The 14,197-nt window shown below is 63.4% G+C and carries 11 protein-coding genes; 7 read left to right on the forward strand and 4 right to left on the reverse strand.

The window, feature by feature from the left end; genetic code table 11:
• The first annotated feature begins 115 nt into the window (after window positions 1-115).
• A complete protein-coding gene (locus ACFRAU_RS16875; protein WP_378000798.1) occupies window positions 116-517 on the forward strand; it encodes a hypothetical protein in 402 nt (133 codons plus the stop codon).
• A 769-nt stretch (window positions 518-1,286) separates the two neighbouring features.
• Here the strand turns inward: ACFRAU_RS16875 and ACFRAU_RS16880 are convergent.
• The 4 genes from ACFRAU_RS16880 to ACFRAU_RS16895 form a co-directional block, all read right to left on the reverse strand.
• Window positions 1,287-1,916, reverse strand: a complete 630-nt coding sequence (locus ACFRAU_RS16880) for a DUF1345 domain-containing protein (RefSeq protein ID WP_377997956.1) — start codon at window positions 1,914-1,916, stop codon at window positions 1,287-1,289.
• Between the two features lie 223 nt (window positions 1,917-2,139).
• Window positions 2,140-2,724, reverse strand: coding sequence for a hypothetical protein (locus ACFRAU_RS16885; RefSeq protein WP_378000799.1), 585 nt, complete (start codon window positions 2,722-2,724; stop codon window positions 2,140-2,142).
• 14 nt (window positions 2,725-2,738) lie between these two features.
• Window positions 2,739-3,887, reverse strand: a complete 1,149-nt coding sequence (locus ACFRAU_RS16890; RefSeq protein WP_377998223.1) for a zinc-dependent alcohol dehydrogenase — start codon at window positions 3,885-3,887, stop codon at window positions 2,739-2,741.
• Window positions 3,888-3,947: 60 nt separating this feature from the next.
• Window positions 3,948-5,096 carry a glutathione-independent formaldehyde dehydrogenase gene (locus tag ACFRAU_RS16895; protein ID WP_378000800.1) on the reverse strand — a complete coding sequence of 383 codons (1,149 nt, stop codon included), beginning with the start codon at window positions 5,094-5,096 and terminating at the stop codon, window positions 3,948-3,950.
• A 1,602-nt stretch (window positions 5,097-6,698) separates the two neighbouring features.
• Between ACFRAU_RS16895 and ACFRAU_RS16900 the strand changes: the two genes are divergently transcribed.
• The 6 genes from ACFRAU_RS16900 (at window position 6,699) to ACFRAU_RS16925 (ending at window position 13,888) form a co-directional block, all read left to right on the forward strand.
• Window positions 6,699-7,871, forward strand: a complete 1,173-nt coding sequence (locus tag ACFRAU_RS16900; RefSeq protein WP_378000801.1) for an FAD-dependent oxidoreductase — start codon at window positions 6,699-6,701, stop codon at window positions 7,869-7,871.
• A complete protein-coding gene (gene torT / locus ACFRAU_RS16905) occupies window positions 7,868-9,016 on the forward strand; it encodes a TMAO reductase system periplasmic protein TorT (protein ID WP_378000802.1) in 1,149 nt (382 codons plus the stop codon). The genes ACFRAU_RS16900 and torT overlap by 4 nt, the downstream gene beginning before the upstream one ends.
• A complete protein-coding gene (locus tag ACFRAU_RS16910) occupies window positions 9,016-10,671 on the forward strand; it encodes an amidohydrolase (protein ID WP_378000803.1) in 1,656 nt (551 codons plus the stop codon). Before torT ends, ACFRAU_RS16910 begins: the two co-directional genes overlap by 1 nt.
• Window positions 10,668-12,164: a sugar ABC transporter ATP-binding protein gene (locus ACFRAU_RS16915; protein WP_377998079.1), complete on the forward strand. Its 1,497-nt coding sequence runs from the start codon at window positions 10,668-10,670 to the stop codon at window positions 12,162-12,164. The genes ACFRAU_RS16910 and ACFRAU_RS16915 overlap by 4 nt, the downstream gene beginning before the upstream one ends.
• A gap of 35 nt (window positions 12,165-12,199) precedes the next feature.
• Window positions 12,200-13,195: an ABC transporter permease gene (locus ACFRAU_RS16920; RefSeq protein WP_377998081.1), complete on the forward strand. Its 996-nt coding sequence runs from the start codon at window positions 12,200-12,202 to the stop codon at window positions 13,193-13,195.
• A 93-nt stretch (window positions 13,196-13,288) separates the two neighbouring features.
• Window positions 13,289-13,888 (forward strand): helix-turn-helix domain-containing protein, encoded by a 600-nt coding sequence (locus ACFRAU_RS16925; RefSeq protein WP_377998082.1) that lies wholly within the window; start codon window positions 13,289-13,291, stop codon window positions 13,886-13,888.
• Window positions 13,889-14,197 lie beyond the last annotated feature (309 nt).

A 14,197-nucleotide genomic window follows, 5' to 3' on the forward strand; every position in this document is an offset into this window, starting at 1 on the left:
CGCAGCCGCAGATCAGCCCGTCGCCGTTCGCGCGACGGCGTTCATCAGACCATCAAAGTGGCTGCACCGCCCGGTGCGCCTGGTCCGTTATGACGCATACTGGGCGGATGGCTAGGTGGACTTCGACGTCAGCCTCTCGCAGATCAGCTACCGTGGCTACCCGGCAGACTTCGCCGCGGTCGACGAGAGCGTGCACGCGCAATGCCCGGAAGTAGGAACGGGCCGATGGGTGGACGAAGTAGGCCGCGTCGTTGAGGGACCCACTCGGACTGATCCCAACCCGTCGGGAAACCGTGGTGGAGAGCGGCGGAAATATGGGGTTTCGAGATACGAATCGAACCTGAAGGCGAACCGCGCGTGGCGCCTAGGCGGCGGCGTAATCGCTCTCAGCGTCGGCGTCGTTCTCACAACAGGCCCGATAAGTGACGGGATCGCCGGCTTCGTGGGGGTGCTGTGCCACATCAGCGGCCTGGCCTCGCTCGCGAGCCTGGTTCCCAGAAAATACAGGCCGTGGTGAGTCAATAAACGGCGCCTTGCTGACCCGGTTGTCCGCCATCGTCGCAGCGGTCGGATCCGTCATCCGCATCTTCCAGCCACAGCCCTGGGCAACCTGGGCTAGGTCCTCGCTGCAGGCCTGATTGTATTCCCCGGCAACGAGATACCGGCCGGGTCCAGGCCGAAAAGGAAATCGGCTCCGCCGCACTGGTCGTTCAAATCTGATTTCCGGAGTCTGTTTGAGGAAACGCCGCGACGTCGAGAGAGGAAATGGCCCTTTTGCGGGCACTGTTCGCCAATTTTTTCCAACGCCGATAATGGTTATTCCTTCAGGTAGCGATCGGGTTTACCCCAAGGGAGCAGAAACCCAAGCGAAGGTCGCTGCCTCCCTGGCCAGGGCACCCCAAAGTTAGTAGTGCAAGAAGGCACCGGCGCTGCTTCTGATGGGGGTGTTACGGGTTCTTGGCGGCAAACACGTCGAGCAGGGTTTTGTATCCATCGCTGTGCTGGAACATCCGGCGGCCGTCGGGATCCTTCTGCACGAGCCACTGTATTGACCAACGACTGCGGCGGTTCCTCGGATGGAGTCATCGTGGTTTTCCGCGTGGAGCAAGTAATGCTGTCGCTTCGACCAGTTCCCGCCAGCCCTCAACTTCGAGCCGGTGATAGCTGTAATTTGGCATTCCCCAATATCATTGGTCGCGCTCTACCTGTCTCCTGGGTAGTGGCACGCAGAGTCGCGCTGGATAGGGGTAGCGTGAGTGAGGACCGAAACCCAGCCCGTGTCCTAGTCAACTGGACTGGCCGAGGCTGACGACGAGGTTGATCGCCACTGCGACGACGAAGGTGGCGAAGAAGTAAGAGAGCAGAGCGTGCCCCAAGGCGATCCTGCGGGAGGGAGTGGATGACTCGTTCACATTGCCCGCGTTGTATGACATGCCGATTGAGAATGCTGCGTAGGCAAAGTCGCTGTACGACGGGTCCTCGTCCTGGTTGAAGCGGAAGCGATGGCGGTCGTCGTGGTAGTACATCCGAGCGTACTTGAAGGCGTAGACAGTGTTGACCAGAGCCCAGGCGAGCACCACGCCGAGAGCCGCCAGGATCGCCGCGGCCACGCCGATGAAATCCTTCTGCTGGCTGCGGATCAATGCAAAGACGACCGCCACGAGACTGACGAACGTCGCGCCGATGATGAGGGAGTCAACGAGCCGTCGAGATCGACCTTCATGGCGGGCGAGTTCACCCGTAGCCTCCGGTCCAGCGGGCCACGCCTTTGTCCACGCCCAGATCAGGAAGACGCAGCCGGCGACAGACCATCCGATCAAGGGCGCGAGTTCGGGAGCACCGAGCAGCGCCGGAACGAGTGCGATAACTAGACCGATGATGGCCGAAATCAGAGCCTTGTGATCAATGTGCGACATTGAAGAAGCTGCCCTCCAGACTCGATTGACCGTGACGGGCCGATGGTCCGCTGTTTGGGTCAGAGCGAATCTCAACATCACGGAATATCTCAGGACCTACGGATTCCCTTGTATTCAGGGACTCCAGCCGCGGTGCCCACTTCGCATCGGTCACCGCGGCAGGAATTGCGGCGCACGTTGGTGCTGTTAACGCCTGCCTTCCGCCGCGGTGGCGGAACGGGTGTCAGGCTGTGCGGTGTTTTCGCAGGGCCCTGAATGCGGCTACGGCCCCTAGGCCCGCCAGTACCCAGGGGCCGGCGACGACAACCGGGTCGATCCACTGGTGGTTGACGTCCGCGCGTTTTTGTCCGAACCGGGAGCGGACACCGTGGGCGGAGAACTCTGTGAGGACCCCGGTTTCGGTGACGGGGTTGTCGGGGCGGAGGGTGACCAAGGACTTCAGGTGGTGTTCCCCGGCGTCGACCCGGTCCGCGGCGATGAGCAGCAGCCAGTGCGCGGCCCGGCCCTCGCTGTACTTGTAGGCGTACTTCCTGATGGCGCCGGAGACCCCGGCAGGAGGAGTGGAAGTCCCGAAAACGGGGGTGAGGAAGGCGTGCTCGACGGACCGTTCCCGCGGCCATTTCTCCGGCTGGCGTTCGGGGAAGTCCCAACGCGCGCCGGTTTCTATGCCGGGTTGCTCGCGGGGGTAGGAGGGCCGGTCGGCCGGGTCGAGGTCCGCGCCCCAGCCCGGGATCTGGGTCCGCAGTTCTTCCGCGGACTTCGGCGGGATACGTTTACCGGAGATATATGGTGTGGCTGTCTGAGTCATGGTGCGGTCTCCCTTCAGGAATGGCCGGCAACAACGAGCGGCTTGATGATGTTGTCCAGCTTGGCCGAGAAGATGTGGTAGCCCTCGGCGATGTGTTCCAGCGGAATACGGTGCGTGACGATGTCGCTGGGTTTCAGGTAGCCGTTGCGGATGTGCTCGAAGAGGCGCGGCCACTGGCGTTTGACCGGGCATTGATTCATCCGCAGCGTCAGGCCCTTATTCATGGCGTCGCCGAACTTCACGGCGCTGAAGATCGGGCCGTAGGCGCCCACCACGGACACGGTGCCGCCCTTGCGGACGGAGTCGATGGCCCAGTTCAGGGCGATAGGGGAGCCGCCCTGCAGTTTGAACTTGCTGCTGGTGACGTGCTGGAGGAAATTGCCGTCCGCTTCGGCTCCGACGGCGTCAATGACGACGTCGGCGCCCAGGTAGTCGGTCTCCTTCTTCAGGTGCACCACGATGTCGTCGTACTCGGTAAAGTTGTGCGTTTCGGCGTGCGCGAAGGACCTTGCCTTTTCCAGCCTGTACTCCAGGTGGTCGATCACGATCACCCGCCCGGCGCCCATCAGCCAGGCGGACTTGGCGGCGAACAGTCCCACCGGTCCGGCGCCGAACACCACCACGGTGTCGCCTTCGGCGATGTCCCCGAGCTGGGCGCCGAAGTAGCCGGTGGGCAGTGCATCTGTGAGTAGCACCGCGTCCTCTTCGTCCAGCCAGTCGGGAATCTTCGAGGGTCCGACGTCGGCGAACGGGACGCGCACGAACTCGGCCTGGCCGCCGTCGTAACCCCCGCAGGTGTGCGAGTAACCGTAGATGCCGCCCACCGCCGTCGCGTTCGGATTGACGTTGTGGCAGTTGGAGTACAGGCCGCGGGAGCAGAAGTAGCAGGAACCGCAGTACACGTTGAACGGCACCATCACCCGGTCGCCCGCCGCCAGGTTCTGCACGGACGATCCCACCTCATGCACGGTGCCCACGAACTCGTGCCCAAACGTCATGCCGACCCGCGTGTCGGGCATCATGCCGTGGTAGAGGTGCAGGTCGGACCCGCAAATGGCGCCCTTGCTGACCCGCACGATCGCGTCGTTCGGGTGCTCGATGATCGGAATGTCTTTCTCTTCGACCCGGACTTTGTACGGGCCTCGGTACACCATGGCGCGCATCAGGACCACGTCCTGGAAGTCGCTCGTTTCGACATGAAAATTTCTCCTCTCCGGGCTCGCTCAGACCCCGGCCGGGTGGAGGACGACTTTTGTCCATCCGTCTTCGCGGTTGTCGAAGTTCCTGTAGCCGTCGGGGGCCTTATCCAGCGGCAGCTCGTGGCTGACGATGAAGGAGGGGCTGGCCTTTCCGCCGGCGATGAGATCGCGCAGGGCGCGGTTGTACTTCTTGACCGGGCATTGGCCTGAGCCCATCGTTTGTCCTTTGAACCAGTAGTTTCCGTAGTCGAAGGCGACCTGGCCCTGCTGGGCGAGTTTGTCGGGGGCTCCGGGGTCCTGGGGCAGGAAGACACCAACCACGCCCAGGCCACCGACGAAACGGACGGAGTCCACGAGCCGGTTCAGGGTCATGTTGGGATGTTCGTTACCGCCTGGATCGTGCGCCTGGTAGCCGACGCATTCGCAGCCGCGGTCTGCGCCGAATCCCATGGTCTGGTCCTTGACGAACTCCACCGGGTCGACCTCCGAGTCATTCACGGGGATGGCACCGATCTGTTCCGCCAGCTTCAGGCGGTCATTCTGGCGGTCCACCACCATGACCTTTCCAGCGCCTTTGATAATCGCTGAGTAGGCGGCCATGAGTCCGACCGGTCCTGCACCGTAGATGACCACGGAGTCCCCCGGGTACACCCCGGCCAGCTCGGTGGCATGCCAGCCGGTGGGGAAGATATCGGCGACCATGACGTAGTCGAGTTCTTTCTCCACGGAGTCCTCGCCCAGGCGCAGGCAGTTGAAATCCGCGTACGGCACGCGCAGGTACTCGGCCTGTCCGCCCTGGTACGGGCCCATGTCCGCGAACCCGTAGGCTGCGCCTGCGAGCTGGGGTTCAGGCTGCATGGTCAGACAGTAGTTCGTGAAGCCACGATCGCAGTTTTTGCAGAATCCGCAGGCGATGTTGAACGGCAGCACCACACGATCGCCCACTTTCACTTTGCTCACCGCGGGGCCAGTCTCCACCACCTCGCCGAGGTTTTCGTGTCCGAAGGAGCGTCCGGGTTCAAAACTGGTGCGGCCCTCGTACATGTGCAGGTCCGAGCCGCAAATGTTCGCTGAGGTTATGCGAACCAGCACGTCGGCGGGGTGCTCTATTTTGGCGTCGGGGATCTCCTCGACGCTGACGTCGTTCGGTCCTTTGTAAACTACTGCCTTCATTGTTCCGCTCTCTTCCTATGCCAACCTTGCAGGCCACGCACAAGTGCCGCCAGGGCGCACGTCGTCGAGGTACGCGTATGCGAGCCGCAGGGTAGTGGGATTCGTATAGGACCTCTGAGTCCACCCCAAGGGGCGGGAGGCCCGAGGATTTAAGGCGGCCGGCTGCCCTGGAAAACCCGGCTGGCCAGCCCCGTCGCGAAATAGGTAGCTACCGAGCCTCAATGCTAAGCACCCTTACTAAGAATGTCGAGGGGCAGCATGAACTGCTGCAGAAAAACGCGCCCAAAGGCTCCCTTGGGTTGGGGCTGTCCGGGACCGATGGCGCCCCGTTCGCCGCGGGCGAGACAGGTCAGCACGACGAAGCCCCAATAGCCGAGCGACACGTGGAGGTAGCCACCCATTACGACCGGGTCGAGGGCAAGCAACGCCCAGGCCCGGTTCACGAATTACCGCGCCAGAAAGCAGATGAGCACGGCTGTGCTTCGCCGTGCGGACGGGCTCGGTCAGCCGTGCCGGCCGGAAGCCTCGTCCTACTACCCCAGGGGTTTTTGGCAGAACCCCCTTTCGATTCGTACTCGAATTGTTTGTGGGCTAACTGTTTGATACTTTGTTTCAGTTCCGCCCGGAGTGGCGCCCCCCAATCCCCTCCGGGCGGAACATAACGTGCGGCGCGTGACGGGCTTCGATCCGCCTCATCAATTCCGCGCCTGTCAACTGACAAGTCGCACAAAACAGTTCTTTTGGAGTGGCCGGCGCCTCCGGTCCAACCGATCGGCGGAAGGAAGGACGAACCGTTGGCAGAACGAGAAAGATTCCCAGGCAGTCCTGCGGGTTCTCCGGGTCGCACTGCATCCGTCCCAGATGATGGCGAAACCTTTCAGGGTCGCGACGCATGGATTGCGGGACCGGAAACCGTGCCAGCCGGGAGTCGCGTCCGCCTCCAAAGCGGCGGCCGGCCCGCGCTTGACGGTGTCCTCGATGAATGGATGCCCGATGGGTCCGCTTTCTGGATCTGGTTGGATGCCGGAGCAGGGCGGCGTCTTATCCATGAGGGCGACGGCGTCGAGGTCGTTACGGAGCCCCTGCCTCACGCCTAGGGGACCGTAGTGGTCTTTACGTATCCGCGGTCCAGCGAGCCAACGCCACGCAGTCGCGTCCAGTGTCCCGGACGTCTTCGGCCACTCCTCACTGCCACAATGCCGCTCCAACGACTCATCCGGAGGCCGTCGGCCATGGCCCTGCACTCCGCGGCCGCCCGAGCGTTGCTTCTCGGCGGTTCGGCGACTCGGCGACTCGGCCATTTCCGGCATTCGACTCCCGGGTGCATGTGTCCAACCGCGCCCCTGGTTGGTCATCCAGCCCGAACCAGCAAGGCATGGTTCTTCTGCGGCCCACTCGACACGAACCGCCCGGTCAGACGCTCCGCTGCCGAGCCGTTTCCGGCCTCAGTTCAACAGCAACTCATCCGCGAAGACAACCGGGTGCAGTTAAAGAAACTTTGATGAGATCTAAGAAAAGTATTGCTCATCACAGTTTTCGTGAATAGCATCTCCAAGGGATCTGAAATGCAGACCCCTTATGGACGGCAAAGGAGCCATCTTCATGCATATCGAAATCGCAGGTGCCGGCTTGGCGGGGCTGACCGCCGCGGCTGCGTTCGGCACGGCCGGATGTTCGGTCCGGGTACACGAAAAAGGTTCCATCCTCCGGGAGATCGGGGCTGGAATCTACCTGTGGGAAAACGGCCTGCGGGCGCTGGAAGCCATTGGGGCATACGAGGAAGTTGTCTCCCGGGCCGAGAAGGTTGAGGTTCCGTTCCTGCGGGACCACGACGGCAGCACCCTCCAGGACGAGTGGCTGCGGAACCACCGCCTTTACACCGTCGGCAGGCGGCACCTCTACCAGAGTCTTCTCAACGCGGCCCGTCGCCAGGGTGTTGAGATCGTCACCGACTCGCCGGTCACATGGGCCACTCCGAACGGAACGCTGACGACGGCCGCCGGCCAGGAGTACCAGGCTGACCTTGCCATCGGAGCCGATGGCGTGTTCTCCAAGGTCCGGGATTCGCTAGGCCTGCGCCGGAAACTTGTGGATCTGCGTGACGGCGGCGGGCGGCATCTTATTCCCCGGACGGGTGACGATCCGGTGCACCAGACCATCGAGCAGTGGAACGGTGGGCGCCGCATCGGCATCATCCCGTGCTCACCGGACGAAACGTATGTTTTCCTCTGCTGCCCTGCAGACGACGTGACGGGCCGCGAACAGAATCCGTTCAACGCTGCCACGTGGATCGAAAGCTTCCCGGAGTTCCGCTCCCAGCTGGAGCGGATCCCCTTTGACACCGAAGGACGCTGGGCGCCTTTCCACGACGTTCACGTCAGCCAGTGGTACAGCGGCCGGACGGCACTGGTGGGGGACGCCGCCCACGCCATGTCGCCGAACCTGGGTCAGGCGGCCTGCGTTGCGATGACCAACGCCGTCGCCCTGGCGATCTCGGTTACCAACAGCAGCAGCATCGATTTCGCCCTCAAGTCGTGGCAGGAAGGCCAGCGCGAGATGAGCGAAGGAGTCCAACGCTACTCCCGCGTCTACGGCAAGGTCGGCACCATGTGGCCCAAGGGTTTCCTGGACGCGCGGTCCGCCCTGGTCAGGAAGCTCACGGCGTCCCGCCGGGTGCAGGGATCCATCAACTTCGCCGCCGAACGTTTTCCGGCCGGGCAGATCCAGCGCATCGACACCGTGGCCGCCGGCCGGAGGGAAGACGTGCTCGCATGAAAACCCAGAAACTGAAAATTGTTGCCCTGGCCGCCACCGGACTTCTCCTGCTCTCCGGATGCGCTACGGCAGGCGCCGAGGCCGAGCCGGTCAGCGGCGAATCCTGGTCCGCACCCGCGCTGCTGACGAACTGCAAGTCCCCCAAAGTGGACCCCCGTGGCTGCACCGGGCCGAACACCCCCGGGACCTACACGTCCCTGAGCCGGAGCGAGGTCACCAAGCCCTGGCGCATCTGCTCCGTGCTTCCCCATTTGAAGGACCCGACCTGGGTGGGAATGAACTATGGTCAGGCCACCCAGGCGCGGCAGTTGGGCGTCTCCCTCACAACCACGGATGCGGGAGGCTACGAGAACGTCGCCCAGCAGGTCACGCAAGTCGAGGATTGTGTCAGCTCCGGCGCAAACGCGGTGCTGTTGAGCGCGGTCAGCAACGAATCGTTGAACCCTGCCGTCGCCAAGGCGAAGAAGAAGGGTGTGGCGGTGGTCGACGTCGGGAACGGAGTCTCCTCCGCAGAGGTGGACGCCCGCGTGCTGCAGGACTACGTGGACATGGGCAAGATGATCGGTACCCATCTTGCTTCACTGAAGAAGCCGCTGAAAGTGGCGCTCCTGCCGGGACCTGCCGGGGCGGGATGGACGGAGCGGTCCCGGAAGGGCTTCGAGGCAGCCGTCGCAGGCTCGGCCGTCGAAATCGTGGATGTCAAGTACGGAGACACCGGCAAAGAGGTCCAGCTGAAGCTCGTTGAGGACACCCTGTCCGCCAACTCTGGCATCGATGCAATTGTCGGCACGGCGATCACCATGGAAGTTGCCGCAACGCTGCTGGCCGAGCAGGGCAAGGCCGGGGACATCGGACTCTACGGTACGTACGTGACCCCGCAGGCAGTTGAACTCATCAAGCGCGGGCAGGCGAGATGCGCTCCGTCGGAACAGTCCAGCCAGATCGGAAAGATCTCGGTGGACCTTGCGGTGCGGACGCTGGAGCACAAACCGCTGGACAAGGACATTCAGCGCTACGCCCCGGAGCCCCTCCTGATCTGCGGACCCAAGGAGGACGGTTACGACAACACCGCGGAATTCGACGCCACCGGAAGCTTCGCGCCTCAGGGATGGTCACCGGCTTTCAACGTTGAAGCGGGCAAGTGATGGGCGCCACTGCCTTTGCGCTGACCGGCAACGTCGTCACCATGACCGCGGCACCCAACGCGCGCGTCGTCTACATCGAAAACGGCAAGATCGCCGGCGTCGGCGACGACGCCTATGCCGCCGAACTGCAGCGGATCGGAGTCACCGTCCACGACCTGGGCAGGCGCACGATCCTTCCGGGATTCATTGACCCGCACGTGCATTTCGCCCAGTACGCGGCCGGAACCCACCGGGGCATCGACTGCCGCGTACCGGCGTGCAAAACCATCGCGGACGTTCTCGATGCCCTGCGGACGGGGCTGAACGCGGGCCGGGCAGTGGGTGACTGGCTCATCGGTTACGGCAACTTGTTCTTCGACCAAAAAATCGCCGAACGCAGGCTGCCGACCCGACTGGAACTGGATTCGGTCAGCAAGACGACTCCCATTGTCCTGCACTGCGGCGGCCACGTCTCCGTGCTCAACACCCCCGCCCTGGCCTTGGCCAAGGTGGAGCGCTTCATCACCGGCGGCGAAGGCCTGTGGGGCAGCCCTGTGGTCCACCTTGACGACGCCGGCCAGCCAACCGGCGTCGTTGCGGAGATTGACGGCCTGCTGCCGATCCCGGAAAGCAGCGTCGAGGAACTGGCGCGCTTCTATTCGGCTACCTTCCACAACGACTTCCTCGCGCACGGCGTTACGGCAATCGGCGAAATGGCCGAATCAGCTCGCAACGTGGAGGCGCTGGACGCGGCGGTCGCGGACGGCAGCCTCAACGGACGGATTGCGCTGTACGCCATGGCACCGTCGCTGCTCCCGGCCGCGGCCGCCTGCGACTGGGTGGCCGGTTTTTCCTCACGCAGCGGGCCCGGACGGGTCTGGGCCCGGGGAGTCAAGGTGTTCGCGGACGGGGGATACTCGGCACGGAATGCGGCCAGCCTCGACGACTACTCCCGCGACCACAGCCCCCACGCCGGATACAGGGGCAAACTCAATCTCTCCCGCGGCGCGCTGATGGAAGCCATCAGGACTGCACGCCACAAAGACGTGCAGATCGCCATCCATACCAATGGCACCAGGGCGCAGCGCGAAGCGATCGAGGCAATTCTCGCCGTGGGCGACGCCCACGACCACCCGCCGGTGCGCATCGAGCACCTGGGCAACGTGCTGGACTCGGTGGAAGAAATCGCGTCCTGGCGCGCGGCCAACGTGATCCCCGTGATGCAACCTGGCTTCCTGCACAACTTCATCGGTGACTACGTGCCCATGCTTTTCCCCGCAACGGGCAGCACGGGAAGGCTTCCGCTGCGCACTGTGCTGCACGAAGGCGTATCGCCCGTCATCAGCTCGGACATCACTCTGGGCGGAGAACCGGGAGCGACGAATCCCCTGCACACTATCTGGTCGGCGGTGTCCCGAAGAAGCTACTGGGGGAACCACATCGAACCGGAGGAATCGATCTCGGTGGCGCAAGCTCTCAGGCTGCACACCATCGAAGCGGCGAAGGCCATCGGGCTCGACCATGTGGCCGGTTCCCTGGAGCCCGGAAAGGCCGCGGACCTGGTGGTACTGGACAGGGACCCGCACACCGTTCCTGAAGCGGAGTTGAGGAGCATCCGCGTGGAACGCACCTATGTCGATGGAGTTCTGGCGTATTCAGGAGGTGAGAAGGCATGACCGGCAACCCGTTAGTGGCCATCCGTAATGTGGGCAAGAAGTTTGCTGGTGTCACGGCACTCAGCGGTGTCTCCTTCGAGATCAGGCGCGGCGAAATCCATGCGCTCATGGGCGAGAACGGCGCAGGCAAGTCAACGCTGATCAAGATTCTCTGCGGAGTTCACAAGGCTACGACAGGATCAATAGCCCTCGACGGCACCGAAACAGTCTTCGACGGCCCACGGGACGCCGAGGAGGGCGGGATCCGGACGGTGTTCCAGGAACTGAACATCGTCCCGCAGCTTTCGGTGGCCGAGAACATCTCCCTGGGTTCGCTTCCCCTTAAATCCGGCCTCGTTGACCGGAAGAAGATGCTTGAGCGCGCGGCCGACGCCCTGTCAGGATTGGGGGCAGACCTGCCGCTGGAAGCCCGTGCCGGTGACCTGCCGCGGTCCTCCCAGCAGCTGATCGAGATCGCCCGGGCACTGATGGGTGAAGCACGGCTCCTGATCCTGGACGAACCCACGGCTTCGTTGGGCGAGAACGAGAGCCGGCAGTTGCTGAACATAGTGTCCGGGCTGGCCCGGCGAGGTGTCGCCATTCTCTATGTCACGCACCGCATGCATGAAGTGGAGGCCATTGCCGACCGCGTCTCGGTCCTCAGAGATGGAAAATTCATCGAGACTCTCGATGCCCCGATGGAGGAAGCCGTTATCGTCGAGAAAATGATCGGGCGCCCCGCGAGCTCGCTCTACCAACACTCAAGACGGGAACCTGGCCGCGAACTCCTCGTGGTTTCCGGGCTCGGAAGCGCAACCCTGCACGATGTTTCAATGACCGTGCGCGCCGGCGAGGTCGTCGGCGTCGCCGGCCTGCTCGGGTGCGGGAAATCCGACCTCGCCCGGGCCTGTTTCGGGCTGCACCCGGTTCAGGACGGTGCCATTGAGCTCGACGGCGAACAGATCCCCAAGCCATCCCCGGCGGGAATGCTTGAGCGCGGTCTCGTCTACTATCCTTCGGACCGCCGGACCGAAGGCCTTGTTTTGGGCCGCCCGCTCTTCGAATCCATGACCATGGGTTCCCACCGGCCCGCGCAGATCACCCGGAAGGGCTTCCTGAGGACGCAGAAGGAATATGAACTGACGCACAGCATCGCCGAAGAGTTGGACCTGCGGCCCATGCAGCTTGACCGGGCGTCAGGGAAGTTCTCGGGTGGCAACCAGCAAAAAGCCGTTCTGGCCAGGGGCCGGCTGCGCCCGGCGAAAGTCCACCTGTTCGATGAACCGACGGTGGGAATTGACGTTGGGGCGAAGGCCGATGTGTACCGCCTGATCGACAACTACGCCGACGCCGACCACGGCGTGGTGGTGATCTCCTCCGACCTGACGGAGATCATCGGCATCAGCGACAGGGTCTACGTCATGCGCGAAGGCCGCATCGCCGCCCACCTGGCCGGCACCGACATCACCGAAGAAAACATCGCGAGGTCATTCTTCGCCGCAGCCCCGGCGTGAGCTCCTCCCTTTCCATCACTTAAAGGACAGAACCTTTGACTACAACACTTACTCCAGAACGCACAGCAGCCCCCGCCACCGCCCGGCGCAGCCTGCAGTTCATCCTGACCACCGGCCTCCTGCCTGCCCTGCTGATCCTGATGTGCGTTGTCTTTGCCATCGTGGAGCCGCGCTTTGTGGACGGCTCAAATCTGCTGAACGTCGCCCGCCAGTCCGTTTTCCTTCTCCTCATCGCCATGGGGCAGATGATCGTCCTGATCAATGCGCAGCTGGATCTGTCAGTCGGTGCAACCGTCGCGCTGACAAGCGTGGTGGTGGCCTCCGTGACCGCGGCAAGCTCGGGCGGGCCCGAAAGCGTCCTGCTGGGATTGGGGGCCGGGCTCCTGCTCGGTGCAGTGATTGGACTGGTGAACGGCTGCATCGTGGCCTTCTGGAAGGTCCCATCCTTCATGGCCACGCTCGGTTCCACCTCGGTGCTGACAGGCCTGGCCCTGATCATTTCCAAGGGCGCCCCCATCATCGGACTTCCGATGATCTTTTCCGACGTGCTGGCCACGTCCTCCGTTTTGGGGATTCCGGTGCCGGTGCTCCTGGGTGTCGTAATCGCCATCGGAATAGGGGTCTTTATGTCCCGGACCGCTCCGGGCCGCAACATGTACGCCGTCGGAGGCAACCGGGCTGCGGCGCTGGTGGCGGGAATCAACGTCAAGAAAACGGTCATCGTGGCCTTCGTCCTGTGCTCCATCCTCGCTTCCCTGGCCGGCATCCTCCTCACCGCCCGCGTGGGCTCGGGAGAAGCGTCGCTGGGTGCAAGCTTTGTGATGCTGTCCATCGCCGCTGCCGTGCTCGGCGGCACGTCGCTCTTCGGCGGCGAAGGTGTCCTGTGGCGTGTCGTACTCGGTGTCCTCTTCCTGGGCGTGCTCAGCAACGGCATGAACCTGCTCCACGTCTCCAGCTATATCCAGGAGCTGGTCATTGGCATGGTCCTGATCGCCGCCGTAGCCGCTGAAAGGCTCAAGAGGGTGGCGTGAAGGCACTCTCCGTTCCACCACAATCCCACTGATATGGTCATATACTGACCAGCCGCCATCAGGGCAGGCACAATCGGCGAAGGAGTAAACGGCATGGAAGACGCGGAGCCGACGGTCAACCCCGGAGGCACCCCCGGCGCCACGTCCCCTGGCCCCAGTATCCGCAGAATCCGCAGGTCCAAGGACGTGACCCTTCTCGAGTTGGCGCGCCAGACAGGGCTCTCCGAAGGGTTTATCTCCCAGATCGAACGGCAAAAGGCCAACCCGTCCTTCTCGTCACTGCTGCGGATAGCGGGGGCCCTGAATGTTCCCATGTCGCTGCTGCTCGCCGAATCTGATGAAACAAATCTGGCTGCCAGTCCCGCACCCCGGACCCTCGTGAACCACCCGTCCGGCGTTTACCGGGACCGTCTCGTTACCCCTGCGAACGCTAAAACGATCCAGGTCATCGAGGCGGTGCTGGAGCCGGGCGAGGGCTCACGAGTGGCACCGTATGCACACCCGGACGAGGAGGAATGCCTCGTCATGCTGGACGGGCAACTCGAGCTCCAATCAGGGGAAACTGTCTACAACCTGCAGGCGGGCGAATCCGTCCTGATCGACCCCGGAACGCCGCACTCTTACCGGAACCCGGCGTCAGTACCGGCACGCTGGCTCTGGATCTCGGCAACACAGGCCCCGCACCGGCACTAGGCTGCCGCGAGTTCCCCGTTCCCGGACCACCAACGATGTGCCTGACGTGTGTGCAGGCTGGGGGTTTGGGCTGGTTCCCGCCGGGAGCGACCCTCATCCGCTGTCGCTGACTGGGCTGGCTCTCCGCGGCCGACCGGGCTGGGAACCTTGCTGGCGATCCGCGTGAAGTTTTCGGCGGGCAGATGACGCTTGGGTACTGAAGCTGCGGCTCATGACCCTCCCGTCGGCGGGATCGCCATCTTATCCAGCAGGAGCTTCACATGCGGCCTGCCCCATCCCGGCGTTGGGTCTTGCTACCGAAATACTGCG

Source organism: Arthrobacter sp. NPDC056691 (assembly GCF_042791415.1).
Classification (GTDB): Bacteria; Actinomycetota; Actinomycetes; order Actinomycetales; family Micrococcaceae; genus Arthrobacter.

Bases quoted from the DNA above. Each gene is read 5' to 3' on its own strand.
- ACFRAU_RS16880 (WP_377997956.1), bottom strand. From the start codon at position 1,916: ATGTCGCACATTGATCACAAGGCTCTGATTTCGGCCATCATCGGTCTA.
- ACFRAU_RS16885 (WP_378000799.1), bottom strand. From the start codon at position 2,724: ATGACTCAGACAGCCACACCATATATCTCCGGTAAACGTATCCCGCCG.
- ACFRAU_RS16890 (WP_377998223.1), bottom strand. From the start codon at position 3,887: ATGCGCGCCATGGTGTACCGAGGCCCGTACAAAGTCCGGGTCGAAGAG.
- ACFRAU_RS16895 (WP_378000800.1), bottom strand. From the start codon at position 5,096: ATGAAGGCAGTAGTTTACAAAGGACCGAACGACGTCAGCGTCGAGGAG.
- ACFRAU_RS16900 (WP_378000801.1), top strand. From the start codon at position 6,699: ATGCATATCGAAATCGCAGGTGCCGGCTTGGCGGGGCTGACCGCCGCG.
- torT (WP_378000802.1), top strand. From the start codon at position 7,868: ATGAAAACCCAGAAACTGAAAATTGTTGCCCTGGCCGCCACCGGACTT.
- ACFRAU_RS16910 (WP_378000803.1), top strand. From the start codon at position 9,016: ATGGGCGCCACTGCCTTTGCGCTGACCGGCAACGTCGTCACCATGACC.
- ACFRAU_RS16915 (WP_377998079.1), top strand. From the start codon at position 10,668: ATGACCGGCAACCCGTTAGTGGCCATCCGTAATGTGGGCAAGAAGTTT.
- ACFRAU_RS16925 (WP_377998082.1), top strand. From the start codon at position 13,289: ATGGAAGACGCGGAGCCGACGGTCAACCCCGGAGGCACCCCCGGCGCC.